This window comes from Methylobacterium sp. Leaf106 (assembly GCF_001422895.1).
Taxonomy (GTDB): domain Bacteria; phylum Pseudomonadota; class Alphaproteobacteria; order Rhizobiales; family Beijerinckiaceae; genus Methylobacterium; species Methylobacterium bullatum.
Genome location: NZ_LMNB01000012.1, coordinates 281,416 through 306,532, shown reverse-complemented (window position 1 = coordinate 306,532; position 25,117 = coordinate 281,416). Strand labels below are relative to the sequence as shown.

The following is a 25,117-nucleotide window of genomic DNA, read 5'->3' as shown; positions in this document are numbered from 1 at the left end:
GAACATCTCTTCCGAGTGGGCGGAAACTAGTCCGAAAGCTACAGGATCGGCGCCGATTATTGATGGCGAATACGCGATTCGACGGTGCGTCATCCCGATTCGGTGGCCCGACAAGGTCCGGGCGGGACGGAATCCAAGACATCTTCGAGTTGTTTTTCCAAGGCACGACCTCATCCTGAGGTGCCGCGCAGCGGCCTCGAAGGAGAGCTCCAGGGATCGCGCGACCACTGGAGGGCTCCCTCAAAGCCTCCGCTACGCTCCGGCACCTCAGGATGGGGTGGTCGGCTAGAGCGCTCTCCGCCGAAGTGGATGCCGGTTCGGCGAAATAGAGCGCGGCAAAACAAAGGCCTAGAGATGTGCCCCGACCCAACGTGGTCGGGCGCAGCTCTAGGATGACCTGCTCTGACAGATGACCGACTTCGGCATGAGCATCCGGACGAGGCCGGATGCGTCTGCGCCCCTGTGCCCGCTCCTCGAGGCCGCCATGTCGGCATCGCCCCCGCAACGTCGCCCCGTCCGGCGCAAGGGTACTATGGCGGCTGGTCGAGCGCGTTCGATCTAACTCTCAAGGTTCCTACCAATACAGTCGACGATCATGCAGTCCTTCTGGCGGCACGCATTGAATAAGGACGGTCTGTCATGGAGAAAAAGATACTTGTGACCGGGGCCGGTGGGTTCATCGGGCACCATCTCGTGAAAAGCCTCGTCAGCCAGGGCCATTGGGTCCGCGGGGCCGACATCAAGCTTCCGCAATACGAAGCCTCGGCCGCGCACGACTTCATGCAGGTCGATCTGCGCATGCGGGACAATTGCGCCATCGCCGTCAAGGACATGGACGAGGTCTATCATCTGGCGGCCGACATGGGCGGCATCGGCTTCATCAGCGGCTCGCATGCGGAGATCACCCTCAACAATACTTTGATCAGCGCCCATATGGTCGAGGCCGTGCGCTACAGCGGCCTTGAGAAGTTCCTCTTCTCCTCCTCGGCCTGCGTCTATCCCCAGCACCTCCAGCTCTCGCCCGACGTCACCCCCCTCGCCGAGGACGTCGCCTGGCCGGCCCAGCCGGAGGAAGGCTACGGGCTCGAGAAGATCTACATGGAGAAACTGTGCCAATACATGACCGAGGACTGGAAGATCCCGACCCGGTCGGTGCGGTTCCACAACGTCTACGGTCCGCTCGGCACCTATGACGGCGGCCGGGAGAAGGCGCCCGCCGCGATCTCGCGCAAGGTGGTGCTCTGCCCCGACGGCGGCGAGATCGAGGTCTGGGGCGACGGTCTGCAGACCCGCTCCTTCATGTATATCGACGATTGCGTCGAGGGCCTGTGCCGGCTGATGGCGGAGGATTACTGCGCCCCGATCAATCTCGGCACCGACGAGATGATCACCATCAACGACCTCGTCGAGATCGCGGCCGAGATCGCGGGCAAGACGATCACCAAGCGCCACGACCTGACCAAGCCGCAGGGCGTGCGCGGGCGCAACAGCGACAACAGCCTGATCCGCAAGGTCCTCAAGTGGGAACCCACGATCATGATCCGCGAGGGGCTCGTGCCGACCTATCGCTGGATCGAGGAAGAGATCGCCCAGGCCCATCCGGTCCGGCATTCCGTCGCGGCCGAATAACCCCGCGCCCGGCGCCGCATCCGCTTCGACGGGCACGGATGCGGCACCGACGTATTCGGCGGACCGCCTCGCGACGAAGATGCAGCAGCCACAGTAACGACCGTGAGGCGATCCGGATGTCGAAGCGCGTATTGATCGTCCACAACGAGTACCAGTTCCACGGCGGCGAGGATTCCGTCGTGGCCCAGGAGATCGGCGCCCTCAAACGGGCCGGCTGCGAGGTCAGGCTCTTCACCTTGAGCAACACGTCCATCGTCACGCCGATCGACCGCCTGCGCGCGGCGTTCCAGTCGGTGAATTCGCCGAAGAACATCGGCCTCGTCCTGAAGGAGGTCGACGATTTCCGGCCGGACGTGGTCCACGTGCACAATTACTTCCCGCTGATCTCGCCGATGGTGCATGTGGCCGTCCGCAAGACGGGAACGCCGACGATCCAGACGCTGCACAATTACCGGATCATCTGCGCCAACGCGATGCTGACGCGGAACGGCGCGCCCTGCGAGGTCTGCGTCGGCGGCTCCGCCTACAATGCGGTGCTGCACCGGTGCTACCGGGATTCCCGGCTCGGATCGCTGGCGGTGGCGCGATCGATCCAGCATCACAAGCAGATCGGCACATGGGCGAACCATGTTGACCGCTTCGTCGCGCTCACCGAATTCGAACGCGGCCGGTTCATCGCGGCCGGCCTGCCCGGCGGCCGCATCGCCGTGAAGGCGAACGGGCTCGCCGATCCCGGTCCGGTCCGGGAGGGCGAGCGGGAAGGATTGCTGTTCGTGGGGCGCCTCACCAGCGAGAAGGGCATCGAGACCCTGATCGCCGCCGCGAAGATCGCCGGCCGCAGGGTCACGGTCGTCGGCACCGGGCCGCTGGCGGACAAGGTCGCCGCCTCGCCCGATCTCGATTACCGGGGCCAGGTCACCCCCGCGCAGGTTCGCGCCGCGATGAGGGAGGCACGCGCCCTCCTCGTCCCCTCGCTCTGGTACGAGGGCTTGCCGATGGTGGTGGTCGAAGCCTTCGCCCTGGGCCTGCCGGTGATCGCGTCACGGATCGGCTCGCTGGCCGAGATCGTCTCGGACGACGTGACCGGCCTGCATGCCGCCCCGGGCGACGCCGCCGACCTCGCCCGCGCCATGACGCGGATCCTCACCGATCGCGCCGCGTCCGAGCGCATGAGCCGGGCGGCGCGGTCGAAATACGAATCGTGCTGGAGCGAGACCGTGACCACGAACCAGCTCCTGGGGATCTACGCCGAGGCGATGGACTCGCACCGGACGATGCCGATCGCGGTCTAGGAGCCTCTTTGAACCGTTTTCCAAGGCTCGACCTCATCCTGAGGTGCCGCGTAGCGGCCTCGAAGAAGGGCTCCAGACCCCACTGAGCAGACTGGAGCGCTCCTCCGAGGCCCTTTGCTGAAGCAAAGGGCACCTCATCCTGAGGTGGTCTGGTGGGACGATCGACTTTGCCCAGTGAATCGGCCGAACCATCCCATCGAATACCCCTGAGAGTGCCGACATAACTCCCGCCCCCCTCTGAAGAAGTCGCCCGCGTGATCCAGTCCCGCCTCGACACCGCCCTCCCCCTCGGCCGGTCCGCCGACGACTTCAACGAGCGCTACTCCCGCGCCCTCGTCATCGTGCTCCTGGGCTATGCCATCCTGGGCAAGACCTTCGCCTATCTGGGAATCCCGCCGCTCTTCGTCGGCGAGATGGCTCTGGCCGGGGGGCTCATCGCGCTGCTGCGGTCCGGATGCTGGCTCGCCATCCTGGCGACGCCGGCGAGCCGGATGCTCATCGTCCTGATGGGCTGGATCCTCTACCGGACCGTGCCGTATGTGGGTCCCTACGGGATGGACGCCCCCCGCGACAGCGTGCTGGCCCTCTACGGCCTGTTCGCCCTGATCGTCGTCGCCCTGCTGCTGGAGGAGCCCGGCCGGTTCTGGCGGGCCATCGACACCTATGGCCGGTTCGCGCGGTTCTATGCCCTGGCCGGCGGCATCGTGTACGGCCTGAGTTCGGCGCTCCTGAAGATCCCGGGCACCGAGATCCAGATCCCCAGCGTCCGGGCCGGCGAGGCCGCCAGCCACCTCGCGGCCATCGCCGTCTTCGTCATGCTCGGGCTCGGCCGCTTCTCGCGGCTCTGGATCGCGGTGCTGATGGCGAGCATGATCATCGTCACGTCGAGCCGCGGCGCCATGCTGACCTGCCTCGTGCCGGTGGTGGTCGCGGCCATCGCCGGGCGCCGGCTGCGGCAGTTCATGCCCATCGTCCTGGTGTTTTTCGTCGCCGCGATCATCGCGACGGTGTTCGATCTCAGCATCCAGCTCCCCGGCAACGAGCGGGCGACCGGCCCCAAGCAGCTCGTCGAGGGCCTGAAGAGCGTCGTCGGCGTCAGCGAAGCCTCGAATTTCGAGGCGACGAAGGAGTTCCGCCTGCGCTGGTGGGCGACGATCCAGGACTACACGCTGCGCGGGCCGTTTTTCTGGACGGGCAAGGGCTTCGGGGTGAACATCGCCCTCGAGGACGGCTACAAGCAATGGGTGACGGCGGACGCGGTGCTACGCAGCCCCCACAACGTCAACATGACCTATCTGGCGCGCTCGGGCGTCCCCGGTCTCGTGCTCTGGCTCGGCGTGCTGGCGACCTGGTTCGCGATGCTGTTCCACAGCCTGCTCTGGGCCCGCCGGCGCGGGGAGGAGCACTGGGCCAAGCTGTTCATCTGGATCGGCTGCTACGCGCTGGGCATGTTCGTGGACGGGTGTTTCGACGTGGCGCTCGAAGGACCGATGCTGGGTATCTGGTTCTGGTGCGTTTTCGGTTTCGGCATCGGCGCCAGCATGATCTACCGCTCACCTCTCGGGCGCAACGTCCGGTAGAATATCGCCGACCGCACAATTCGAGATGTCCCCGCACAATCGAGGGTCGTCGCCGCGATTCGATCATCGACAGTCTTCGATAGAATTCGGTCTAAGTAGTTATACCACGGCATAGATTCCGACAAGATCTCGCCGATCCAGGCTGTCCGGGGCCGCGTTGCCGGCGCGTATCCACCGGGGCACGTCGAGGTTTCGATCCGCGAGTAAGAGCGCCGCAAGGGGCGAATCTATCCGAAACGGATGCTTTGCCGGACTCCGGCGACATCGGGCTACACCAATTTCGACGGCACGAATGCCAGGAATTAGAGTTCCCATTTTTGCTTGTGACGCTCGATATTGTCGTGTTAGCTGACCGCAGCGAAATTCAATATTTGAAGGGCGCCGGGACATCAGTAGATTTATTAACATAGAATAATAACTTCGAACATTCTAAGTCCCATCGCCCGATACGGACGATTATTTCGGACTTGCTGAAGTACGAGTGAGTTTTGCCTCTTCGGCGCAAGGACGATCCTGCCAATCGAGCGGCGGCCCGATCCGTCGCTATCGGCAGAATGTTGCCACTGTCAGCGATTTACCAAATGCAATTTGGAGCAAGTCAGATGTCACTCAGTGTCACAGCCGCCTCCGAACCTCTCAAATCCGATTTCATTCCCAGCCTCATCGGCAGACCGGACGGTCGAATGCCTTCCCTTGCAAGCATACCCGCCATCATTATCGGGCCGCGCGGCCTGGAGCGCGACGGGCTCGTCGGAATATTAAATCAAAACGGTTATTCGATCCTCGACTCCATCGACGACATCTCCAACTTGAGCCCCGGACACCTGCCGGCCCTGGTCATCCTCACGGATTTCGGCCCGGAGCAGATGGAGGCGGCGCTGGTCCCGGTGGTGCAATCCCACTTTCCCCAGGCCCGGATCGTCGCCTTGACGGCCGAGACCGATCCGGCGGTGCCACGCTACCTGCTCCAGATGGGCATCCAGGCCTGCCTCAACCGGAGCGCGCAGCCGATCGCGCTGATCCGCTCGCTGAACGTGGTGATGGGCGGCAACATCGTGATCTCCATCGATGCCGCGTCTCACCTGACCGGCGGGGCGTACGGCTTCCCGAAACCGTCCCTCGCCACGTTCCCGAAGACCGCCGACGCGTCCCCGGCGACGGTCTCGGATCTCTCCAACCGCGAGATCGAGGTTCTGGCCTGCCTGGCCACCGGGCATTCGAACAAGTCCATCGCGCGGGAATTGCGGATCTCCGAGGCGACCGTGAAGATCCACGTGAAGAACGTGCTGAGAAAGATCAACGTCAGCAACCGGACGCAGGCCGCGGTCTGGGTCTCGAAGCACGGAACGCCCAAGGTCGGCGCCCGGCGCAACGGGCGGACCGCGTGATCCGAACCGGCGGCGTGCCCGATGACGGCACGCCGCCTACTCTCCGGCCACATGCAGGATGATGTCGCGCCGATGCGGCCGGTCGCGATGCTCGATCAGATAGATGCCCTGCCACGTGCCGAGGACGAGCCGCCCGTCGGTGACGGGGATCGTGAGCCCCGAATCGGTCAGGAGGGTGCGGATATGCGCCGGCATGTCGTCGGGGCCTTCCGCCGCATGGATGTATCCGCCACCGGGGAGGCGCGGGGCGAGGCCGTCCAGCGCCGTCATCAGGTCGCTCCGCACGTCCGGGTCGGCATTCTCCTGGATCGTCAGGGAGGCCGAGGTATGCCGGCAGAACAGGGTGAGCAGGCCCTGCCCGATGCCGCTGCGCCGCAGGAAATCGGCCACGGACGCGGTGATGTCCGTGAATCCCTGGCCCGGCGTCGAGACGGTGACGCGGGCGCTCGCCTGGCGCCGGATCTCGCCCTCCCGGAAGCCTTCGATCCCGCCGATCCTGCCCGAACCTCTCATGGTGTCCCTCCCTCGATGACGGCGCCCGGCGCGATCTCGCGCTCGCCGCGGGCCAGGATGGTCTCCAGGGCCTCGATCCGGTCGGCCTCGGCGGCCGGCTTGTCCCAGCGGATGCGATGGACGCGGGGGAAGCGCATGGCGACGCCGGATTTGTGCCGGGTGGAGCGCTGCACCCCTTCGAAGGCGATCTCCAGCACCAGCCCCTCGTCGATTCCGTAGGCCACCTCGCGCACCGGGCCGAAGCGCTTTGTCGTGTTGTTGCGGACGTAGCGGTCGAGCTTGGCCAGCTCCGCATCGGTGAAGCCGTGATAGGCCTTGCCCACCGGCACCAGTTCCCGGCCGCCCTCCGGCCGCTCGCGCCAGACCCCGAAGGTATAGTCCGAGTAGAAGGACGAGCGTTTGCCGTGGCCGCGCTGGGCATACATCATCACCGCGTCCACGAGATGCGGCTCGCGCTTCCACTTCCACCACGGCCCCTTGGGGCGGCCGGGGAGATAGGGGCTGTCGCGCAGCTTCAGCATCACCCCCTCGATGGCGTCGGCATCCTCGCCCGCCCCCACCGAGGCCGGGTCGGCACGGGCCTCGGCGAGATCGTCCCAGGTGGCGAAGGTCACGAGCGGCGAGAGGTCGATGCGGGCATGATCCAGCGCGGCGACGAACCCCTCCAGCCGGGCGCGGCGGGTCGCGAAGGGCAGCGGGCGCAAATCCTCGCCCTCCGCGGTGAGGAGGTCGTAGGCCCGCACATGGGCCGGGAATTCCTCCAGCAGCTTGGGCGTGACGGCCTTCCGGTTGAGGCGCTGCTGCAGCACGTTGAAGCTCTGAACGCGACTCTCCCGCAGGATCAGCAATTCCCCGTCGACGGTGCCGGTGAAGGTGATCGCCTCGGCGAGATCGGGGAAGGCATGCGTGATGTCCTCGCCGGTGCGCGAATAGACCCGCGCCACCTGCTCCCCGGCCTCGTCGCGCCCGCCCGAGAGCTGGACGCGGATGCCGTCCCATTTCCACTCGCCCGAGAAGGCGGCCGGGTCGAGTTTTTCGAAGTCCGTTTCTTCGTCGATGGGGTGGGACAGCATCGGCGGGCGGAACGGGGCGGGATTGAGGGTGGTGGGGCGCTCACCCCTCCCGTCGACCCAGGCGAACAGGCCGAGATAGGGCGGCTCCAGCCCGTGCCAGACCTCTTCCACCGCATCGGCCTCGTGGCCACCGAGCGCCCCCACCGCCGTCTTGGCGAGGCGGGCCGAGACGCCCACGCGCAGAGCCCCGGTGATGAGCTTCAACAGTGCCCAGCGCCCGGTCTCGTCCAGCGCGTCGAGCCAGCCGGCGATATGGGCCGGCAGGTCGGATTTCTTCGTGATGCGCAGCGTGTCCACCACCTCGGCGAGGGTGGGGATGTGCGGGGGCGGGTTGTTGTGGCCCGGACCAACCCCTCTCCCCGCACGCGGGGAGAGGGCTCTGCCGACCTCGTCGTCGGCAGAGCGAGGYGGYAGCCGAGGGTGAGGGGGCGAAGCCGGAGGAGCCTCGTCCGGAGACACCCCCTCACCCTCGCCCTCCGGGCTTGCCGCGCCGACGCCGAGGTCGTCGCGGCCCTCTCCCCGCCCGGCGGGGAGAGGGGAAGCGGCGGAGACCGGCCAGATCAGCGCGGTGGTCTCGGCGAGATCGCCCACATAGTTATGCGAGAGCGCGAACAGCACCGGGTCGACCCGCGCCTCCACCAGCCCGCGGATCATCGCCGGCTTGGCCTCGCGGAAGCTGAGGTTGCCGGTCATGGCGGCGAGCGCCCAGCCCCGCTCCGGGTCGGGGGCATGGGCGAAGTAATCCTGCAGCAGGCGCAGCTTGGCGTTGCGGCGGGGCTCGTAGGCGAGGCGGTCGAGGAGATGGGCGAAGTCGTTCATGCCACGGCCTCGTCCGAAACCGCCGCAGGCTCCTCCAATGACGCCACAGGCTCGCCCTCGCCGTCGTCGCCATAGCCCAGCATGTGCAGCGGCTTGGCCTTGATCCCTTGCGTCCCGCACCAATGCACCAGGGCGTCCTCCTGCCCATGGGTGACCCAGACCTCCCCCGCCCCGGTCTCGCGGATCGTGCGGCACAGGTCCGGCCAGTCGGAATGGTCAGAGATGACGAGGGGGAGTTCGGCGCCCTTCTGCCGGGCACGCGCCCGCACCCGCATCCAGCCGGAAGCAAAGGAGGTGACGGGATCGGGGAATTTGCGCGACCACACGTCCTGGATCGCCGAGGGCGGGCAGAGCACGATGGCCCCGTGGAGTTTTCCGCGCTCCGCAGCGACGACCTTCGGCGTCTCCCCGAGCGGGATGCCCTCGCGCTTGTAGAGTTCGGTCAATTTCTCCATGGCGCCGTGGAGATGGATCGGTTCGTCGTATCCGGCCTCCCGCAGCAGGGCCATGACCCGCTGCGCCTTGCCGAGCGCGTAGGCGCCGACGATGTGGGCGCGCTCGGGGAACAGGGCGACCGAGTCGAGAAGCTTCTTCACCTCGTCCTTCGTGTCCGGCATCCGGAACACCGGCAGGCCGAAGGTCGCCTCGGTGATGAAGACGTCGCAGGGCACCACCTCGAAGGGCAGGCAGGTCGGGTCGTAGGCGCGCTTGTAATCGCCCGACACCACCACCCGGACGCCCTGCGCTTGAATCGCGATCTGGGCCGAGCCGAGGACGTGGCCGGCGGGCGCGAAGCGCACGGTGACGTCGCCGATGCGGATCTCCTCGCCAAGCACCGCCTCCTGGCGCGTCTCGCAAAAATCCTCGCCGTAGCGCACGGCCATGATCCGCAGGGTCTGGCCCGTGGCCAGCACCTTGCCGTGGCCGGACCGGGCATGGTCGGCATGGCCGTGGGTGATGAGCGCACGCGGCACCGGCCAGGTCGGGTCCACGTGGAATCCGCCCAGCGGACAATACAGGCCCTCGCGGGTCAGGGTCAGGAGGTCGCTCGCACTCAGACTCATGCGGGGGGCCGAACTGAGAGGGGCCGAACATGGGGATGGCGGATCATGCGATGTGATATAGGGCGCTCGCATGAACCCGCGAGCGCAGACGTCACTTCAGAACAGTTCGGGCGATCTCCTCGCCGACCGGCGCTACGCCTATGCGGAGGCTTGTCTCTCCGAGGGCGATGCAGAGGGCGCGGCCGAGATGGCCGAGCAGGCCCTGGAGATCGCGCCGCGTTACGCCGCCGCGTGGTTCCTCCTCGGGAGGGCACGGGAAGCGCGCCACCTCGCCACGGCGGACCCCGGCGACCACCACGCCGCCCTCAGGGCCTACGGCAACGCCCTCGATCTCGATCCGCACGACGAACTCGGGGCCCGGCTGCGCCTCGTTCAGATCGGCCAGGGCGACGCCCTCGGCTCGATCTCGCCGGCCTATATCCGCGCCCTGTTCGACGGCTACGCCCCGCGTTTCGAGCGCCACCTCGTGAACGACCTGCACTATCGCGGGCCGGAACTCCTGGTGGAGGCCCTCGACGCCCTGGACGCGGCGCCGGAGAGCTTCGGCGACGTGCTCGACCTCGGCTGCGGCACCGGCCTGATGGGCGAGGCGCTGGCCGGCCGGACCCGGACCCTCACGGGGATCGACGTCTCCCCCGGCATGCTGGCGCAGGCCGCCCGGCGCAAGCGCTACGACCGTCTGGTGGAGGGGGATCTCACCCGCCTTCTCGCGGAGGAGCCCTCGGACAGTGCCGACCTCGTCGTGGCGGCAGACGTCTTCATCTATGTGGGCGGCCTCACGCGGGTGATGGCGGACGCAGCGCGCATCCTGCGGCCCTCGGGCCTCGTCGCCTTCACGGTGCAGTGGCATTCCGAGGGCGGCCTCGTCCTCGGCGCCGATGCCCGCTACGCCCATGGCGAGCGCTATCTCCGGCAGGTGGCGGACGAGGCGGGTTTCGACCTCGCGCGCCTCGAACCGGCGGCGATCCGCCGCGAACGCGGGATCGACGTCGAGGGACGGGTGGCGGTGCTGCGTCCCAGACCCTGAGGCACCCCGAAGGCCTGAGCGAAGGTCGCGCTGGCATGCCAATGCGAGCCGTTCCGAGGCTGGCGCGCCGTAATCCCGATTGCGCGCGATTGGGTTGAACCGAACCCTCTCGTCATGTGTTGCACGGCACGGCACTCCCCAAGCCCTGCCCATCGGGCGGACGCCAGCGGTTCCTCCGCGGCGCCCGATCGGTAAGGTCGGGCCTCACTCAGTCCGATCCGTTCTTCCGAAGGAGCCTGTGCAGACGCATGGCCGACAAGACCGACAAGTCGTTTCCCGCCAGCCCGACGACGCGCATCCCCTTCGCCCTCGCCCTGTCGGCGCTGGCCGGCTGCGCCGATTCCATTGGCTTCCTCGAATTCTCACAGCTCTTCATGTCGTTCATGAGCGGCAACACCACCCGCTTCGGCGTCTCGGTGAGCAAGTTCGATTGGGAGAGCACGGCGCGGGTCAGCTCGGTCATCGTCATGTTCTGCTTCGGCGCCTTCGCGGGCACGCTGATCGCGGCCTGGGTCGGGCGCTGGCGGCTCTCGGTGATGCTGCTGCTCCAGGCGGTGCTCCTCGCCATCGGCCTCGTCATGCCCTACGGCACCTTCTCCTGGCCGCTGCACGTCTATCCCATCGTCATCGCGCTCGGCCTCCAGAACGCCACGCTGCAGGACGAGGCCGGGCGCAGCCTCGCCCTCACCTATGTCACGGGCGCGGTGGTGCGGTTCGGGACCGGGCTCGCCAACCTCCTGATGGGCAAGGTCGCGCCCTCGTTCTGGATCCAGGCCCCCCTCTGGGGCGCCCTGAGCACCGGCGCGGTGACCGGCGGCTTCCTCCAGACCCATTACGGCGAGGATGCCTTCCTGTTCCCGGCGGCCCTCGCGGCGCTCCTCGCTCTCGTGGCCATCGCGCTCACCGTCCTGAAGCCCGGCAGCGCCTATGTCACCGGCGCCGAGGAATACCATCCGCCGGACGCAAGGGGACCGGTGAAGTAACTCAATCGCCCCCGCCGTCGCTGCGCAGGCGCTTGGTGGCGCCGCGGCGGGATTTCTCGTCGAGGCGGCGCTTCTTCGAGGCGAGGGTCGGGCGCGTGGCCCGGCGCGGCGTCGGCGGCACCGCCGCCTCGGCGACGAGGGCGGCGAGGCGCTCGCGCGCATCGGCCCGGTTGCGGTCCTGCGTCCGGAACTGCTGGGCCATGATGACGATGACGCCGTCGAGCGTCAGCCGCCGCCCGGCGAGGCGCATCAGGCGCACCGCCACGGCGTCGGGCAGGGATTGCGAGCGCCGCGCATCGAAGCGGAGCTGCACCGCCGTGGAGAGCTTGTTGACGTTCTGCCCCCCCGGCCCCGAGGCGCGCACGAAGGTCTCTTCGAGTTCCGCCTCGTCGATGGCGAGATGCGGGGTGCATTGCAGGGCCATCGCCACCATCTTCCTCGTATGCCGGGACCGTTCAGGCGGCTTCGGACGGCGCCTTCGCCTTGACCGCGAGGGCGTGCAGCCCGCGCTTGAACGCCTCGTCGAGGACGCCGTTCACGATGCGGTGGCGATCGACCCGGCTCTTCCCCTCGAAGGCGGCGGAGACGATCTCCACCCGGAAATGCGTCTCCCCCTCGGGCCGCGCGCCCGAATGGCCCGCATGGAGGTGGGATTCGTCCACCACCGCCAGAGCCTGCGGCGCCAGTTGCGCGTCGAGCGCTCCGGTGATCCAATCCTTGAGCGTGCCGGCCATCGTGTCCTCGTCTTTCCGTCGCTTCGTTCCCGTCCCGTAGGCGCCTGGAGGCTTCGGGGTCGTCAACCCCCGATCTCCGCATGCGTCATCAGGCCCGCCGCCCTTGTGTCTCGGACACGCCCTCTCATAATCGCCCCACCATGGATCTCAACTCGCGCCTGTTCGACAGCATCCGCATCAAGCGAAAGCCCACCTGCGACGAGGCCAAGGCCGCGTCCCAGACGGGCTGCGAGACCCCCGGCTGCACCAATGCCGGGCTCTACCGCGCTCCCAAGGGCCGCAAGGCGGAAGGCCAGTACTGGCGCTTCTGCATCGACCACGTGCGCGCCTACAACGCGACCTACAACTACTTCGACGGCATGAACGACGCCGCCGTCCAGGCCTACCAGAAGGACGCCGTGATCGGTCACCGCCCGACCTGGGCGATGGGCGTGAACCCGGCGACGCGGGCGGCCGGCGCGAAAACGGGCGAGCCGAAGCGCGACTGGGCCTATGTCGACCCGCTCGACATCCTGCGCAGCGAAGGCGTCGGCGAGACCTCGCGGCGGGCCAAGCCCGAGCCGAGCCGGCCGCGCCTCACGGTGGCCGCCCTGAAGGCCCTCGACGTGCTGGGCCTCGACGAGAACGCGGACACCGCCGCCATCAAGGCGCAGTACAAGGTGCTGGTGAAGCGCTTCCACCCCGACGCCAATGGCGGCGACCGCTCGTTCGAGGAGCGCCTGCGCGACATCATCCGCGCCCACGACACCCTGCGCGCCGCCGGCCTGTGCTGAACAGGTTGCCGCGAACCGGCACGATCGATGCAGCGTTTTTCGAAATCTCGTGCGGCGTGAGGCGGCAATCCGCGCGGGAGGCCCTATATCGAGTCCTCGCACCCCTTGGCGTCCGCCGACGCAGCCCCTTACAAGGTGGCATTCCACGTCCTGCCCCGCGCGGGAACCGGCAATGTCCATCGTGATAGATCCCGCGAGCCCGGTCCATGCCGGAGCCCGCCCCGACGAGGTCCCGTATGCTCTCTGACGACACCCCCGCCTCGCTGCCCGACCGGACCGTCTCCGTCCGCGAGGCCTTCGGCATCGATCTCGACCTCCAGGTGCCGGCCTTCTCGCAGAGCGAGGAGCACGTTCCCGATCTCGACCCGGATTACATCTTCGACCGCGAGACCACCCTGGCGATCCTGGCGGGCTTCGCCCGCAACCGCCGCGTCATGGTCACCGGCTATCACGGCACCGGCAAGTCGACCCATATCGAACAGGTCGCCGCCCGCCTGAACTGGCCCTGCATCCGGATCAACCTCGACAGCCACGTCTCCCGTATCGACCTCGTCGGCAAGGACGCGATCGTGCTGAAGGACGGCAAGCAGATCACCGCCTTCCAGGACGGCATCCTGCCCTGGGCGCTGCAGAACAACGTGGCGCTGGTCTTCGACGAATACGATGCCGGCCGCCCGGACGTGATGTTCGTGATCCAGCGCGTGCTCGAAGTCTCGGGCCGCCTGACGCTCCTCGACCAGAAGCGGGTGATCCGGCCCCATCCGGCCTTCCGCCTGTTCGCCACCGCCAACACGGTGGGGCTGGGCGACACGTCCGGCCTCTATCACGGCACCCAGCAGATCAACCAGGGCCAGATGGACCGCTGGTCCATCGTGACGACGCTGAACTACCTCGCCCATGACCGCGAGGTGGACATCGTCCTGTCGAAGGCGCTGCATTACCAGCGCGACGGCGGGCGCGACATCGTCAGCCGCATGGTCCGCGTGGCCGACCTGACCCGCAACGCTTTCATGAACGGCGACCTCTCCACCGTCATGAGCCCGCGCACGGTGATCACCTGGGCCGAGAACGCCGACATCTTCCAGGATATCGGCTTCGCCTTCCGGGTGACCTTCCTCAACAAGTGCGACGAGCTGGAGCGCACCCTGGTGGCGGAGTTCTACCAGCGCGCCTTCGGCAAGGAGCTGCCCGAGAGCGCGATGAACGTGGCGCTGAGCTGAGGATCGACGCGGAGGACGCGATGGCCGAACCGGCCTTGAAGGGCGAACCGACCGAAGGCGCGACCTCCCGCTCGGGCCGGACGCGCTACGAGGACGACCTCTACACCTGGGTTCAGGAGCAGGTCGCCCTGCTCCGGGCCGGGCGGGTCGATGCGCTCGACGTCGAACACATCGCCGAGGAGCTGGAAGGGTTGTCGAAGAGCGAGTTCGCCAAGCTCCAGAGCGCCCTGCGCGTCCTCGTCATGCACATGCTGAAATGGGACCAGCAGCCGGAGCACCGGACCCCGAGCTGGATCTTCTCGATCCGTGAGCAGCGGCGGCGCTATGCCCGGATCTTGTCGAGCAATCCGGGGCTGAAGCCTCGCATCGACGAGGCGCTAAGCGACGCCTACCCGGACGCGCGCGACTGGGCCGCCGACGAGACCCATCTGCCGCCGGATGAGTTTCCCTCCGAATGCCCCTACGGCTGGGACGACATCCTGGACCGCCCCTTCGATTTCGACTCGGTGAAGAAGTAGCGATCGTGGCCATCTCGAACCGCAAAGCCGGCGAACGCCGGGAGCCCATCGCCGAACCGCTGAAGCGCTCGGTGGCCGGATGCCTGCGCGCCATCGCCAAGCGCTCCGAGATCGAGGTGGTCTATGCCAGCGACCGGCCGGCGCTCACCGGCGACAAGGCGCGCCTGCCCGAGCCGCCGCGCAAGCTGACGCCGGAGGATGTGGCGATCCTGCGCGGCAACGCCGATTCGATGGCGCTGCGCCTCGGCTGCCACGATGTGGCCGTCCATCGCCGCCTCGCCCCGGAGAATGCCGGTGCGCGCGCCGTGTTCGATGCCGTCGAGCAGGCCCGCGTGGAGGCCATCGGCTCACGCCGGATGGCCGGCGTCGCCTCGAACCTCACGGCCATGCTGGAGGACCGCTATCATCGCGGCGGCAAGTACGAGGACATCACCGACCGGGCCGATGCCCCGATGGAGGATGCCGTCGCCCTGATGGTGCGCGAGCGCCTGACCGGGGAAGCCCCGCCCAAGGCCGCGCGCAAGATCGTCGAGTTGTGGCGCTCGCATATCGAGGAGAAGGCCGGTCCCAGCCTTGATGGCCTCATCGGCAATCTCGAGAACCAGCGCTCCTTCGCCCGCTCCGTGCGCGAGTTGCTGTCCTCCCTCGACATGGCGGACGAGACGCCGCTGGACCCCGAGGACGACGACAACGAGGACGAGAACGAAGGGCAGGACGACGAGCAGACCCCGAGCGAGGGCGAGGCCGAGGAGCAGTCCCAGGGCGATAAGTCCGAGATGGAGACCTCCGAGGAAGCCTCGGACGAGTTGCAGGACGGCGCGACGGAAGCCGCCGACGCGCCCTCCGGCGAGCTGCCGGACGAGTCCGAGAACGCCGAATCCGAGGAGGCCTCCGAGGCCAAGCGTCCGCCCAACAACCGGCCCGTCGAGCCGCGCGGCCCCGAATACAAGGTGTTCAACCCGCGCTTCGACGAGATGATCGACGCCGAGGACCTGTGCGACGCCGAAGAGCTCGCGCGCCTGCGCACCTATCTCGACAAGCAGCTCGCCCATCTCCAGGGCGTGGTCGGGCGCCTCGCCAACCGGCTGCAGCGCCGGTTGCTGGCGCAGCAGAACCGGGCCTGGGAATTCGACCTCGAAGAGGGCCAGCTCGATCCCGCCCGCCTCGTGCGGGTAATGACCGACCCGTTCCAGCCGCTCTCGTTCAAGCGCGAGAAGGACACCAACTTTCGCGACACGGTGGTGACGCTGCTGCTCGACAATTCCGGCTCCATGCGCGGCCGGCCTATCACGGTGGCGGCCACCTGCGCCGACATCCTGGCGCGGACCTTGGAGCGCTGCGGCGTGAAGGTGGAGATCCTGGGCTTCACCACCCGCGCCTGGAAGGGCGGCCAGTCGCGCGAGGCGTGGCTGGCGGCGGGCAAGCCGAACGCGCCGGGCCGCCTCAACGACCTGCGCCACATCGTCTACAAGTCGGCGGATGCGCCGTGGCGCCGGGCGCGAAAAAACCTCGGGCTGATGATGCGCGAGGGGCTGCTCAAGGAGAATATCGACGGCGAGGCCCTGGACTGGGCGCATAAGCGCCTGCTCGCGCGGCCCGAACAGCGCAAGATCCTGATGGTGATCTCGGACGGCGCGCCCGTCGACGATTCGACCCTCTCGGTCAATCCGGGCAATTATCTCGAGCGCCACCTGCGCTGGATGATCGAGGACATCGAGACCCGCTCACCGGTCGAACTCCTCGCCATCGGCATCGGCCACGACGTGACGCGCTACTACCGCCGCGCCGTCACCATCATCGATGCCGAGGAGCTCGGCGGGGCGATGACGGAGAAGCTGGCGGAGCTGTTCGAGGAGGATGCCGGTGGCGGCGTCCCCATGCGCAGGGCAGCGGGCGGGCGGCGCTGACCATCCTCGTCCGACGGGTGAAGCCGCTGTCATGGGGCGGGCATCGCCCCTCGGAAGGCCTTGGAGTATCCGTTTCCACGCGACCGGATGGAGCAGAAGGTGCGAGCGGTCCGGGTGGCTTTGCGACCTTCCGCTTCCGAGCGGCGGATGCATCGATGCGGACGTCACCGAACGCTCGCTCACGAATTCCGGCGAGCGGTATCGATCACGCCGTTTGGAGCGCCTGACGGAACGGCACCGAGGCTGCCGAACGGCTGATCGAGCCGGAGGTGGGCGGCCTCTAACCGGGGCGGCCCACGGCGAGAAGAGCGCCGAGCGGTCGGTCCAGCGCAACGGCTATCGCGACCGGCATTGGCAGACGCGCCGGCACGGTCGAGCTGCGCCTTCCGAAGCTGCGCAAGGGCTCCTAGATCCCGGCCTTCCTGGAGCCGCGCCGGATGGCCGAGCCCTTCGACAGGCTCAGGATGAAGGCGGTCGGCGTGAACGGCGATGGTCGCAGGGAAGCGCTCGGCCTGGATGTCGGCCCGTCGGAGGCCGAGACGCATCGGACCGCGTTCCTGCGCAAGCCGGCCCGGCGCGGCCTGCGCGGGGTCAAGCTCGTGAACTCGGACGCGCACGAGGGCATCACAGCCTCAGTGGCCAAGGTGACGAACGCGACCTGGCAAGGCTGCCGCGTCGACTTCATGAGGACCGTCCTGGCCCATGCCGGCCGCTCAGGCCACCGGGTGGTGTCAGCCTTCATCGCCACGGCATTCGCCCAAGACAATGCGGAGGCGGCCCGTCAGTAAACGCGGCGGGTCGCCGATCAACTCCGGCCCAAGCCGGTGATCGTGGTGGCTCTCAGCGAGCTACACCACGCAAGGGGACACGACCGTTCCGTTAGGCGCTCTGAGTGGATGCGCCCGCAATCTCGCCGCGAAGCCCGTCTCCGCGACTCGGTGCAACCCGGAAACGCTCCGGAACACTCTCAGAACCGGTAACGCAGGCCGGCACTGAGCGTGGCATCGTCGCCGCCGGACCGGGCGAAGCTGGTCGAGCCGGTGAGCACCCCGCTCAGGCCGTTGCCGAGGTCGAGATTGAGACCGCCCGCGAGCCGGCCGTAGACGTCGTTCCCCTGCCGCCCGGTCTCGGTTCGGATCAGCAGGTTGGGCGCGTAGGTCTGGAACGAGGTCACGGTGCGCACGCCATTCAGCACGTCGTGCTGCGCCGTCACGGTCACGAACGGGCTGGCGAGGCCTCCCCAGAGCGGGAGCGTGGAGCGGATCTGGACGCCGCCGCCGGCCGACAGGCCTTCGAGATCCTGCCGTTGCGTGCCGATCGCCAGCAGCATATCGCCCCGCTCGCGGTAGGCATCCACGCTGACATGGGCATAGGCGACCTCGCCCACCGGTCCCACTTTGAAAGAGCCGAAGTCGAACAAGTAGCCCACGCGTCCGGCCGCCGTCACCGTTTCGCCGGAGGGCGCGGCGCTCAGCCGGTCCCCCATGGCGCCGGGGCGGTCGAGCGTGAAGATGTTGCGTCCGTAGGTAACCACCGCATCCGCGAAGACGTCGGGAAACGACAGCGAGGCGAAGCCGGCCCCCTGGACGCTGTCCATGTCGATCCGACCGTTGGTCGGGCCGCGCAGGTCGACGCTGGTGTTGAGGTAGTTGAAGGCGGCACCCAGCACCAGGTTCGGAGTGGCCTGATACAGGATGCCGGCCGTGACACCGCCGAAATCGGCGCTGAAGCTGTTGCCGAGGCTGCCGCCGGACCGGTTCTGTGCCGTGCGGTCGACGTTGAGGTAGGTGCCGAGGGCGAAGACCGACAGGGGACTGCCGACCTGAACCGGGATCATCACCGGCGGGGCGGTGCGGCCCGGCAGATCGGCGGCGTAGGTGGCCGGCACGGACATCGCCATGTTGCGGCGGCGCTCGGCGCTCAGGAAGTCGATGAGGGTCGAGGAAAAGGCAAGGCCGGCGCTCTGGCCGAGTTCGCCCTGGGGGCCGATCGTCAGCGGGGCATTGATCTGATTGGCCAGGAAGGCCGCGATGATCTGGTTGGTGCGACCGCTGCTATGGATCCCATCCGGCGAGATGTGCTGGTTCGCGAGGGCGCCGTTGTTGTCGATGCCCCGAGCCGCGCAGGCGGGAACCGACGAGCAGGGCGTGTTCGCGTCCGCACCGAATCCGAAAGCGGTCGGGTTGGCACGCAGGCGGTCGATCAGGGTCGCGACATCGAAATAATGGATGTTCAGGCCGGCGGCGGAGAGGGGTGCGAGAGCACCGGGCAGGACGCCGTTGACCGCGAGCGCCACGTCGTTGCCCGCGAGGGGAACCCGGAATCCGCCGAGATTGGCCTCGAAGCGATCCACCCTCTGGTTGAACACCACGAAGGTGCGTCCCCCCGCGCCGGCGAGCCGGTTGATGGCCGTGACCGTGTTGCCGACGATGGCCGTGACGGTCTCGGCCTTCTGCTGGTCCGAGCCGAACTGGACGGGGGTGATGTCGTTGTAGCCGATCCAGACGTTCAGGAGATCGCGCGGTCCGAATCGCCCGAAGCGCGCCAGCGCCTGATCGACCTGATCCGGCAAGCCCCATGCGAAGGTGGGCGAGTTGAGGGGTGTCGGAGCCTGACGGACCGATTCCGCGCCGCCCACGGCGAAATCCGCGTTGGCATCGTAGGGAGTTCCGATCAGGCGCGGCACGACCTCGAAGAAGACCGGCCCGTTCGACCAGAGGCCGCGTTCGTATACGCGCGTGCCGAACGCGCTCTGCAGATTTTCGGGTGGGCTGAACCCGTTGGACTCCCGTGGGATGCGGCCATTGTCGGTCAGGCTGTCGCCGAAGCCGAAATATCGGGTGTGATACCCTTGCTGGGCTTGTGCGCCCGAGGCGGCAACGAGGGCCGAGGTCACCAAAAGTGCATAGCCGAGTTGTCTTGTCATGACAGTTCGCTCCCCAGTTTTGTGTTTGGCAACGCCAAATATGGGCAGCACCCAACTTCGACGGCCTCGCTATTGTGCATAGTTTTATCAGAATAGGAGACCGATAGACGAACTATTTATCAATGTTGCATTATTATTACATTCTTTCATAAGCAGTTTCCCGCATGTGCATCTGATGCGGTCCTGACCTCCGGGAGCCGTGGCTGATCAGTCAGAGGGGATTTCGTCTCTGAGTGTTTCCGTCGTCTTGGGCTCTTTTGACAAAGCGGACGCCACTTCGTCGCAAGAACCCTCTAAGAGCGCCTGACGGAACGGCACCGAGGCGGATGTCGAGCGTTGGTGGGGAAGGTGAGACCGCTTCTCCCCGATGATCTCTGGGATGAGTTCGCTCCGTTCCTCCCACCGCCTCGGCCCCGTCCCAATGGGGGCGTCTTCCGATCGGGGATCGGGCCACACTGACGGGCACCCTGTTCGTGCTGCGGTCGGGGCTGCCGGCGGAGTGGGCTGCGGCTCCGGCATGAGATGCTGGCGGCGGCTGCGGGATTGGCAAGCGGCGGGCGTATGGAGTCGCCTGCATCACATGCTGCTGGAGCGCCTCCACGCAGCGGGTGAGATCGACTGGAGCCGGGCTTGCCTGGACAGCGCGTCAGTCCCGGCCAAAAAGGGAGGCCTGCCACCGGCCCGAACCCGGCGGACCGGGGCGAGCCGGGCCGGAAGCCGCCACCTCGTCACCGACGCGTGAGGCACATCGCTCGGCTTCGGCCTGAGTGCGGCCAAGCGATCCGACAGCGTGATGATGGCGACGACCCTCGATGCCATCCCGTCTCTGCGGGGCGGTCGAAGAGGGCGGCCGCGACGCCGCCCGGGGACAGTGCGCGCCGACAAAGCCTCCGATGCCAGGCCCCGCCGCCAGGGGGGCCGGGCGGGGGGACCGTGCCGCGCATTGCGCGTAAGAGCATCGAGAGCAGCGAGAGCAGCGAGACACGCGGTCGTCACCGTTGGGGCGTGGTGCGCACCCATGCCGGGTTCAACCGCTTCCGCCTCCTTCGCGTCCGCTACGAGCGACGCGCGGAACCGAAGAATCGCGAAGCGATGGCCACGAGGCCTTCACCGGCCTCGCAGCCATTCTCAAACAGACCAAACGGCTCTGTTAGGCGCTCTTAGTTGGCCGGCTTGGCCAATCCCGCCTGAAATCCGGCGGTGTCGAAATAGTCCGACCAGCGCGTGATCTTGCCGTCCGTGTCCACTTCGAGAATTCCCATCAGGGGAATGGTGGCCAGCAGATTGCCCGACGCATCGTACATGTAATCGATCCGTTCAGTCAGAACCTTGTTGCCGACGGCGGCAATGGCAAGCACTTCGAACTTCATCGTTGCCATTCCGAAGTTGACAGCGATCTGGTCTATGAGCGCAATCGCTTGGTCCACCCCCTCGGTCTTCGCGAATCCAACATTGTCCCAGACGGTCGAGGGCGTGAACCAACGACGGTAAGCAGCGGCAATGCCGTTCGTATCCGCGTCCAGAGCGGCCATGAACTCACTGACGACAGTAAGAGCATCATGCATATCAGCCTCCTATACCAAAAGAGTTGGATTTGAACCGGTTGTTCAGAACACGTCGTTGAGTGATTAATTCGCCGCCTGATGATCGCCGCTCGAAAGATCTCGCTGCGCGCGCCAATCGATTCAGATTGTCCAATCGTGCATCGCTGGCATCGCTGGCATCGCGGGGCCAGGCGAATCTAATCTTTGGAATTCAACGCATTTCAGCGTTAAATTGTCTTCTCTTTGTCTTCAGGAAACAAGAAAGCGTACGGGAGGTCAGCGACGACATTATAATCAGGTTCGTCTCGAGACCCTTCCGTTCGCGACAGACTTTCTCGCGACTCCGCGCGCGGATGGCCTCGTTCAGGAGGTTCGGGTCTTTTGTCCCCTCACCCGTGACCAGCGCAGCTTCGCGCTGGAGCGCTCAACGCCGAAGTGGATGCCGGTTCGGCGAAAAAGAGCGCGGCAAAACAAACGCCTGGAGCTGCCCCCGACCCAACGTGGTCGGGCACAACTCTAGCGCCCGTGGACGTAGTCACGGCGCCCGCTCGCCACCTTTAGGTGGCTGCCGATGTCGAGGCTTCGCACGGTCACGGCGAAAGCCTCGACATCAGAGATATTACAGGAATACCGCGCGGGCTACGCGGACGAAATGCTCCGCATCCAGCATAACGGGTGACGTACCGCCCATCATGCGCTCGATGACGACGGAGATCACGAGGTCACGCCGGGCGGGCAAGCGCGCGGCTTCGGCCGCCGCAAGAGCGGCCGGCATCTGGTCGCGACTGAGATCCGTGCAGTAACAGGGCGCGCCGCCCTGCTGACGCCACGATTCGGCAAGCGAGCCGGCATCCACCGCGTCGAGGCCGGTGTCTTCCACCAGCGTCATGGCGACGGCGCGCTCCCGCTCGCTATTGCCGGCGACCGGAATGGCGATGCGGTCGGGATCGCCCGCAGGCTTGCCCTTCGTCGCCAGGGATCCGGCCCCGATGGCGTTCCACGCTTTCGCAACCGGCCGGCCCAACTGTGCCGAGACCCATTCGCTCTCGACCTGCCCTTCGTTCAGGGCCGCGATCTGCCCGTCGCGCATCGGATAGTAATTCGAGGTGTCGATGATGACGGTGTCCGCATTGGCCTTGGCCATCAGGGGTGCCAGGGCCGGAATACCTTGGAGCGGGATAGAGAGGATCAGCGCGTCGACGTCGACGACGGCGTCCGCGGTGGTGACGGCGCGGGCGCCCGTCGACAGCACGTCGGCCCCGATGGTCTCCGGTCCGCGTGAGTTGGCGACCTTGACCTCGTGTCCGGCGGCGCTGAGCTTCGTGGCCAAGGTCTTGCCGATGTTTCCGATGCCGATGATGCCGATCTTCATGGTTCAGTTCCTAACTTTTGTCGGTTGCGACACAGCGGGAACTAAAGGTAGGTTGCTATATCTGCAAGAACCCACTAAAAAGTGTGTACCCCACCTGGAGGTAAGTATGAACGCGGAGCGCGAATGGCGTTGCGACGACCCGGAGCAGCAGCGCATATGGGCGGCTGCGACCAGCGAGACCCTGCGGGTGCTGGAGGGCAAGTGGAAGATCGTCATCATCGTCCAGCTCTTCGCCGCGAAGGTGCCGCTTCGGTTCTCGGAGCTGGAAAAACGGATCGAGGGCGTGAACCAGAAGATGCTGATCCAACAGCTCAAAGAGCTGGAGAAGGACGGCATCGTCACCCGGACGGTCTACCCGCAGGTGCCGCCAAAGGTCGAATATGCGCTCAGCCCGATCGGGATCGCCCTCGAGCCGTCCCTCGAGGCACTGATCGAATGGGCCTTCACACGCCGGGAGGCGATGGGCCTCGCGCCCGAGGATGTCGCCAGCTGATGGAGTCGGCGCATCGACGGGCGTCGGCTCGGCGATGAGATGGGTCCATTGATCGTTTTAGAACCGGGTCGCCCCCGCCGATGACCGCCGCTCCCTAGCTGGCATACCCGATCGGAAGTCGCCTATCGGGACATCAAGCGCGTCTCCAACCGCCCCAGCATCCGCCCGAACACGGCCGGATCGTCGAGGGCGCGGGCGAGGACGAGGCCGCCCTGGATTGTCAGGACGGCGTCCTCGGCGAGGGAGTCCGCCTCGGCGGCCGGGCGCCCGGCGCGGATCAGCGCCTCCGCCAGGGCCTCGCGCCAATCCCGGAAGTAGCCGGCGATCCGGTCCGCGAACCCGTCGCGTCCTTCGGTGAGGGCGAAGGCGCCGACAAGGCAGACCCTCCGGCCCGAGCGGAAATAGGCATCCGTCTCCGACAGCATGAGCCGGATCGCCGCCCGTGGATTGGGATCGTCGCGCAGCGGCGCGTAGACCGTCTCCTCGAACCACGCGCCGATGGCGGCGAGGACGGCCTCGGCCATCTCGGCCTTGCCGCCGGGAAAGGCGTGATAGAGGCTGCCCTTGCCCAAGCCGGTGCGGGCACCGATGAGGGCGAGGCTCGCGCCCTCGTAGCCGTACTCGCGAAAGACCTCGGCGATGGCGGGCAGCGCATCCTCCCGCGCCCCCGGCTTCTTCGTCATGGTTAGGTCAGAGCCCGAGATCGGTGAGGCCGGGATGATCCTCCGGGCGCGGCGCGCTGCGGTCCCAGTGGAACTTGCGCTCCGATTCGGAGATCGCGAGGTCGTTGATGCTGGCATGCCGCAGCCGCATCAGGCCATGGGCGTCGAACTCCCAGTTCTCGTTGCCGTAGGCCCGGAACCAGTCGCCGGCCGCATCGTGGAATTCGTAGGCGAAGCGCACGGCGATGCGGTCGTCGGTGAAGGCCCAGATCTCCTTGATGAGCCGGTATTCGTGCTCCTTCGCCCATTTGCGGGTGAGGAACGCGACGATGGCGGGACGGCCCGAGAAGAATTCCGACCGGTTCCGCCAGCGGCTGTCCGCCGTGTAGGCCAGCGAGACTTTTTCGGGGTTGCAGCCGTTCCAGCCGTTCTCGGCGGCGCGGACCTTCTGGATCGCGGTGTCACGGGTGAAGGGGGGCAGTGGCGGGCGGGATTCGGACATGGGCTCGGGCTCCTACGCTTGTCTGTACCGATCGGTACAAACACTGCCCGCGCCGGTCAAGGCGTCGAATGTCTCAGCGGTGTCCGAGGATCGCCAGCCAAGCCACGGTGGTGGCCACCGCGAGCAGGGTCGAGAGCATGACGGCGGCGGCGATCAACCCCGTCTCGGCCTTGTAGCGGACGGCCAGCAGGTAGGAGTTGATCCCCACGGGCATCGCCGCGAACAGGGTGGCGACCCCGGCATAGGCCGGCGGCATGGTGAAGACGTGGAAGGCCAGGACCCAGACCGCCAGCGGATGCAGGACGAGTTTCAGGCTCGTCACCACCATAGCGCCGGGCAGGTCGTGCAACACCCGGTAGCGCACGAGGCCGGCGCCGAGCGCGATCAGCGCGCAGGTGGAGGCGGTGCCGGCCAGCGCATCCACCAGCGACTTGACCATACCGCCGGGCGCGAGCCCGAAGCTTCTCAGGACGAGACCGAGCATCAGCGACAGGAAGATCGGGTTGCGGAAGAGGACGAGGCCGAGCCCCTTCACCCGCTGGAGGACCGATCGCTGCCCATCCGATTCGATGAGGAAGGTGGCGCAGCCCATCATCAGCGGCAGGTGGACGGCGAGCAGCATGAAGAGCGGGAAGGCGCCCGCGTCGCCATAGGCCTGCAGGATCATCGGAACGCCGATGAAGATGGTGTTCGACTGGCTCGCCGCGAATCCGTGCAGGATCGCCCCCGTCCGCCCGACGCCCTCGCGGCGCAGGCCGATCAGCGAGCCGACGAGCCAGGACAGGCCGGCACCGCCGAAATAGCTGAACCAGTACGACCAGGTGACCTCGCCGGTGAGACCCGGCCGCGTCAGCGTCGCGATGATCAGCGCCGGCACCGCGATGGCGAAGACGTATTCCGAGAGGCCGTCGCTGACCTTCTCCGACAGGAACCCGGCGAGCGCCGCGACCCAGCCGATGAGGATCAGCCCGAAGATCGGGGCGATGAGCGAGAGCACGGTCATCGGAGGGAGCCGGAGAGCAGGGACGGTGGAATCAACGCGAACGGCCGCCGCATGCACAAAGCATGCGGCGGCCGTTCGAAATCAGAATGAGACGT

Annotated in this window: 22 protein-coding genes and 2 pseudogenes; 13 read left to right on the top strand and 11 right to left on the bottom strand. The window is 67.0% G+C overall.

Going from position 1 to position 25,117, the window contains the following annotated elements; genetic code table 11:
• The first annotated feature begins 639 nt into the window (after positions 1 to 639).
• From ASF34_RS09320 to ASF34_RS22740, 4 genes are all read left to right on the top strand, one after another.
• Positions 640 to 1,629 (top strand): NAD-dependent epimerase/dehydratase family protein, encoded by a 990-nt coding sequence (locus ASF34_RS09320; protein ID WP_018046111.1) that lies wholly within the window; start codon positions 640 to 642, stop codon positions 1,627 to 1,629.
• 116 nt (positions 1,630 to 1,745) lie between these two features.
• Entirely contained in the window at positions 1,746 to 2,921 is a 1,176-nt protein-coding gene (locus ASF34_RS09315; RefSeq protein WP_056160683.1) for a glycosyltransferase, read from the top strand.
• A gap of 254 nt (positions 2,922 to 3,175) precedes the next feature.
• On the top strand, positions 3,176 to 4,501 hold the full coding sequence (locus tag ASF34_RS09310) for an O-antigen ligase family protein (protein ID WP_056147013.1): 1,326 nt from the start codon (positions 3,176 to 3,178) through the stop codon (positions 4,499 to 4,501).
• A 683-nt stretch (positions 4,502 to 5,184) separates the two neighbouring features.
• Positions 5,185 to 5,889 (top strand): response regulator transcription factor, encoded by a 705-nt coding sequence (locus ASF34_RS22740; RefSeq protein ID WP_085984291.1) that lies wholly within the window; start codon positions 5,185 to 5,187, stop codon positions 5,887 to 5,889.
• Between the two features lie 36 nt (positions 5,890 to 5,925).
• Here ASF34_RS22740 and ASF34_RS09300 read toward each other — a convergent pair whose 3' ends face one another.
• From ASF34_RS09300 to ASF34_RS09290, 3 genes are read right to left on the bottom strand one after another with little or no spacing between them, the layout of a single operon-like run.
• Entirely contained in the window at positions 5,926 to 6,402 is a 477-nt protein-coding gene (locus tag ASF34_RS09300; RefSeq protein WP_056160681.1) for a secondary thiamine-phosphate synthase enzyme YjbQ, read from the bottom strand.
• Entirely contained in the window at positions 6,399 to 8,294 is a 1,896-nt protein-coding gene (locus ASF34_RS09295) for a cisplatin damage response ATP-dependent DNA ligase (protein ID WP_056160679.1), read from the bottom strand. The genes ASF34_RS09300 and ASF34_RS09295 overlap by 4 nt, the downstream gene beginning before the upstream one ends.
• Positions 8,291 to 9,358, bottom strand: coding sequence for a ligase-associated DNA damage response exonuclease (locus ASF34_RS09290; protein WP_056160676.1), 1,068 nt, complete (start codon positions 9,356 to 9,358; stop codon positions 8,291 to 8,293). The genes ASF34_RS09295 and ASF34_RS09290 overlap by 4 nt, the downstream gene beginning before the upstream one ends.
• Before the next feature lie 70 nt (positions 9,359 to 9,428).
• On the opposite strand from ASF34_RS09290, the gene ASF34_RS09285 reads away from it, so the two are divergent.
• Positions 9,429 to 10,385 (top strand): methyltransferase domain-containing protein, encoded by a 957-nt coding sequence (locus ASF34_RS09285; RefSeq protein WP_056160674.1) that lies wholly within the window; start codon positions 9,429 to 9,431, stop codon positions 10,383 to 10,385.
• Between the two features lie 248 nt (positions 10,386 to 10,633).
• Positions 10,634 to 11,368: a YoaK family protein gene (locus tag ASF34_RS09280; protein WP_018046103.1), complete on the top strand. Its 735-nt coding sequence runs from the start codon at positions 10,634 to 10,636 to the stop codon at positions 11,366 to 11,368.
• 1 nt (position 11,369) lies between these two features.
• Here ASF34_RS09280 and arfB read toward each other — a convergent pair whose 3' ends face one another.
• Together arfB and ASF34_RS09270 are read right to left on the bottom strand one after the other, a co-directional pair.
• Positions 11,370 to 11,792, bottom strand: coding sequence for an alternative ribosome rescue aminoacyl-tRNA hydrolase ArfB (gene arfB, locus ASF34_RS09275; protein ID WP_026176336.1), 423 nt, complete (start codon positions 11,790 to 11,792; stop codon positions 11,370 to 11,372).
• A 31-nt stretch (positions 11,793 to 11,823) separates the two neighbouring features.
• Positions 11,824 to 12,102: a BolA family protein gene (locus ASF34_RS09270; protein ID WP_018046101.1), complete on the bottom strand. Its 279-nt coding sequence runs from the start codon at positions 12,100 to 12,102 to the stop codon at positions 11,824 to 11,826.
• A gap of 140 nt (positions 12,103 to 12,242) precedes the next feature.
• Between ASF34_RS09270 and ASF34_RS09265 the strand changes: the two genes are divergently transcribed.
• The 5 genes and pseudogenes from ASF34_RS09265 to ASF34_RS22205 all read left to right on the top strand — a co-directional run.
• Positions 12,243 to 12,875 (top strand): J domain-containing protein, encoded by a 633-nt coding sequence (locus ASF34_RS09265; RefSeq protein ID WP_018046100.1) that lies wholly within the window; start codon positions 12,243 to 12,245, stop codon positions 12,873 to 12,875.
• A 236-nt stretch (positions 12,876 to 13,111) separates the two neighbouring features.
• Positions 13,112 to 14,095 carry a cobaltochelatase subunit CobS gene (gene cobS / locus ASF34_RS09260; RefSeq protein WP_018046099.1) on the top strand — a complete coding sequence of 328 codons (984 nt, stop codon included), beginning with the start codon at positions 13,112 to 13,114 and terminating at the stop codon, positions 14,093 to 14,095.
• Between the two features lie 20 nt (positions 14,096 to 14,115).
• Positions 14,116 to 14,613 (top strand): DUF29 domain-containing protein, encoded by a 498-nt coding sequence (locus tag ASF34_RS09255; protein ID WP_056160671.1) that lies wholly within the window; start codon positions 14,116 to 14,118, stop codon positions 14,611 to 14,613.
• A gap of 5 nt (positions 14,614 to 14,618) precedes the next feature.
• Positions 14,619 to 16,520 (top strand): cobaltochelatase subunit CobT, encoded by a 1,902-nt coding sequence (cobT, locus tag ASF34_RS09250; protein WP_018046096.1) that lies wholly within the window; start codon positions 14,619 to 14,621, stop codon positions 16,518 to 16,520.
• Positions 16,521 to 16,762: 242 nt separating this feature from the next.
• Positions 16,763 to 17,380 (top strand): annotated as a pseudogene (locus ASF34_RS22205) (transposase); the annotation flags it as partial.
• Between the two features lie 107 nt (positions 17,381 to 17,487).
• Here ASF34_RS22205 and ASF34_RS09240 read toward each other — a convergent pair.
• Positions 17,488 to 19,446, bottom strand: a complete 1,959-nt coding sequence (locus tag ASF34_RS09240) for an autotransporter domain-containing protein (protein ID WP_082494121.1) — start codon at positions 19,444 to 19,446, stop codon at positions 17,488 to 17,490.
• Between the two features lie 348 nt (positions 19,447 to 19,794).
• Between ASF34_RS09240 and ASF34_RS22200 the strand changes: the two are divergent.
• Positions 19,795 to 20,600 (top strand): annotated as a pseudogene (locus ASF34_RS22200) (IS5 family transposase).
• Between the two features lie 6 nt (positions 20,601 to 20,606).
• Here ASF34_RS22200 and ASF34_RS09235 read toward each other — a convergent pair.
• A complete protein-coding gene (locus ASF34_RS09235; protein ID WP_018046092.1) occupies positions 20,607 to 21,011 on the bottom strand; it encodes a limonene-1,2-epoxide hydrolase family protein in 405 nt (134 codons plus the stop codon).
• Between the two features lie 598 nt (positions 21,012 to 21,609).
• Positions 21,610 to 22,362, bottom strand: a complete 753-nt coding sequence (locus ASF34_RS09230) for an NADPH-dependent F420 reductase (RefSeq protein WP_018046091.1) — start codon at positions 22,360 to 22,362, stop codon at positions 21,610 to 21,612.
• Positions 22,363 to 22,468: 106 nt separating this feature from the next.
• Here ASF34_RS09230 and ASF34_RS09225 point away from each other — a divergent pair, with 106 nt between their 5' ends.
• On the top strand, positions 22,469 to 22,855 hold the full coding sequence (locus tag ASF34_RS09225; protein WP_018046090.1) for a winged helix-turn-helix transcriptional regulator: 387 nt from the start codon (positions 22,469 to 22,471) through the stop codon (positions 22,853 to 22,855).
• A 122-nt stretch (positions 22,856 to 22,977) separates the two neighbouring features.
• Here the strand turns inward: ASF34_RS09225 and ASF34_RS09220 are convergent, their stop codons facing one another.
• The 3 genes from ASF34_RS09220 to ASF34_RS09210 all read right to left on the bottom strand — a co-directional run bounded on the left by ASF34_RS09220 (position 22,978) and on the right by ASF34_RS09210 (position 25,022).
• Positions 22,978 to 23,538, bottom strand: coding sequence for a TetR/AcrR family transcriptional regulator (locus ASF34_RS09220; protein WP_056160667.1), 561 nt, complete (start codon positions 23,536 to 23,538; stop codon positions 22,978 to 22,980).
• 7 nt (positions 23,539 to 23,545) lie between these two features.
• On the bottom strand, positions 23,546 to 24,019 hold the full coding sequence (locus ASF34_RS09215) for a nuclear transport factor 2 family protein (RefSeq protein WP_056160665.1): 474 nt from the start codon (positions 24,017 to 24,019) through the stop codon (positions 23,546 to 23,548).
• 73 nt (positions 24,020 to 24,092) lie between these two features.
• Complete coding sequence (locus ASF34_RS09210; protein ID WP_018046087.1) at positions 24,093 to 25,022, bottom strand: AEC family transporter; 930 nt, start codon at positions 25,020 to 25,022, stop codon at positions 24,093 to 24,095.
• Positions 25,023 to 25,117 lie beyond the last annotated feature (95 nt).

Bases quoted from the DNA above. Each gene is read 5' to 3' on its own strand.
- ASF34_RS09320 (WP_018046111.1), top strand. From the start codon at position 640: ATGGAGAAAAAGATACTTGTGACCGGGGCCGGTGGGTTCATCGGGCAC.
- ASF34_RS09315 (WP_056160683.1), top strand. From the start codon at position 1,746: ATGTCGAAGCGCGTATTGATCGTCCACAACGAGTACCAGTTCCACGGC.
- ASF34_RS22740 (WP_085984291.1), top strand. From the start codon at position 5,185: ATGCCTTCCCTTGCAAGCATACCCGCCATCATTATCGGGCCGCGCGGC.
- ASF34_RS09300 (WP_056160681.1), bottom strand. From the start codon at position 6,402: ATGAGAGGTTCGGGCAGGATCGGCGGGATCGAAGGCTTCCGGGAGGGC.
- ASF34_RS09290 (WP_056160676.1), bottom strand. From the start codon at position 9,358: ATGAGTCTGAGTGCGAGCGACCTCCTGACCCTGACCCGCGAGGGCCTG.
- ASF34_RS09285 (WP_056160674.1), top strand. From the start codon at position 9,429: ATGAACCCGCGAGCGCAGACGTCACTTCAGAACAGTTCGGGCGATCTC.
- ASF34_RS09280 (WP_018046103.1), top strand. From the start codon at position 10,634: ATGGCCGACAAGACCGACAAGTCGTTTCCCGCCAGCCCGACGACGCGC.
- arfB (WP_026176336.1), bottom strand. From the start codon at position 11,792: ATGGCCCTGCAATGCACCCCGCATCTCGCCATCGACGAGGCGGAACTC.
- ASF34_RS09270 (WP_018046101.1), bottom strand. From the start codon at position 12,102: ATGGCCGGCACGCTCAAGGATTGGATCACCGGAGCGCTCGACGCGCAA.
- ASF34_RS09265 (WP_018046100.1), top strand. From the start codon at position 12,243: ATGGATCTCAACTCGCGCCTGTTCGACAGCATCCGCATCAAGCGAAAG.
- cobS (WP_018046099.1), top strand. From the start codon at position 13,112: ATGCTCTCTGACGACACCCCCGCCTCGCTGCCCGACCGGACCGTCTCC.
- ASF34_RS09255 (WP_056160671.1), top strand. From the start codon at position 14,116: ATGGCCGAACCGGCCTTGAAGGGCGAACCGACCGAAGGCGCGACCTCC.
- ASF34_RS09240 (WP_082494121.1), bottom strand. From the start codon at position 19,446: ATGACAAGACAACTCGGCTATGCACTTTTGGTGACCTCGGCCCTCGTT.
- ASF34_RS09235 (WP_018046092.1), bottom strand. From the start codon at position 21,011: ATGCATGATGCTCTTACTGTCGTCAGTGAGTTCATGGCCGCTCTGGAC.
- ASF34_RS09230 (WP_018046091.1), bottom strand. From the start codon at position 22,362: ATGAAGATCGGCATCATCGGCATCGGAAACATCGGCAAGACCTTGGCC.
- ASF34_RS09225 (WP_018046090.1), top strand. From the start codon at position 22,469: ATGAACGCGGAGCGCGAATGGCGTTGCGACGACCCGGAGCAGCAGCGC.
- ASF34_RS09220 (WP_056160667.1), bottom strand. From the start codon at position 23,538: ATGACGAAGAAGCCGGGGGCGCGGGAGGATGCGCTGCCCGCCATCGCC.
- ASF34_RS09215 (WP_056160665.1), bottom strand. From the start codon at position 24,019: ATGTCCGAATCCCGCCCGCCACTGCCCCCCTTCACCCGTGACACCGCG.
- ASF34_RS09210 (WP_018046087.1), bottom strand. From the start codon at position 25,022: ATGACCGTGCTCTCGCTCATCGCCCCGATCTTCGGGCTGATCCTCATC.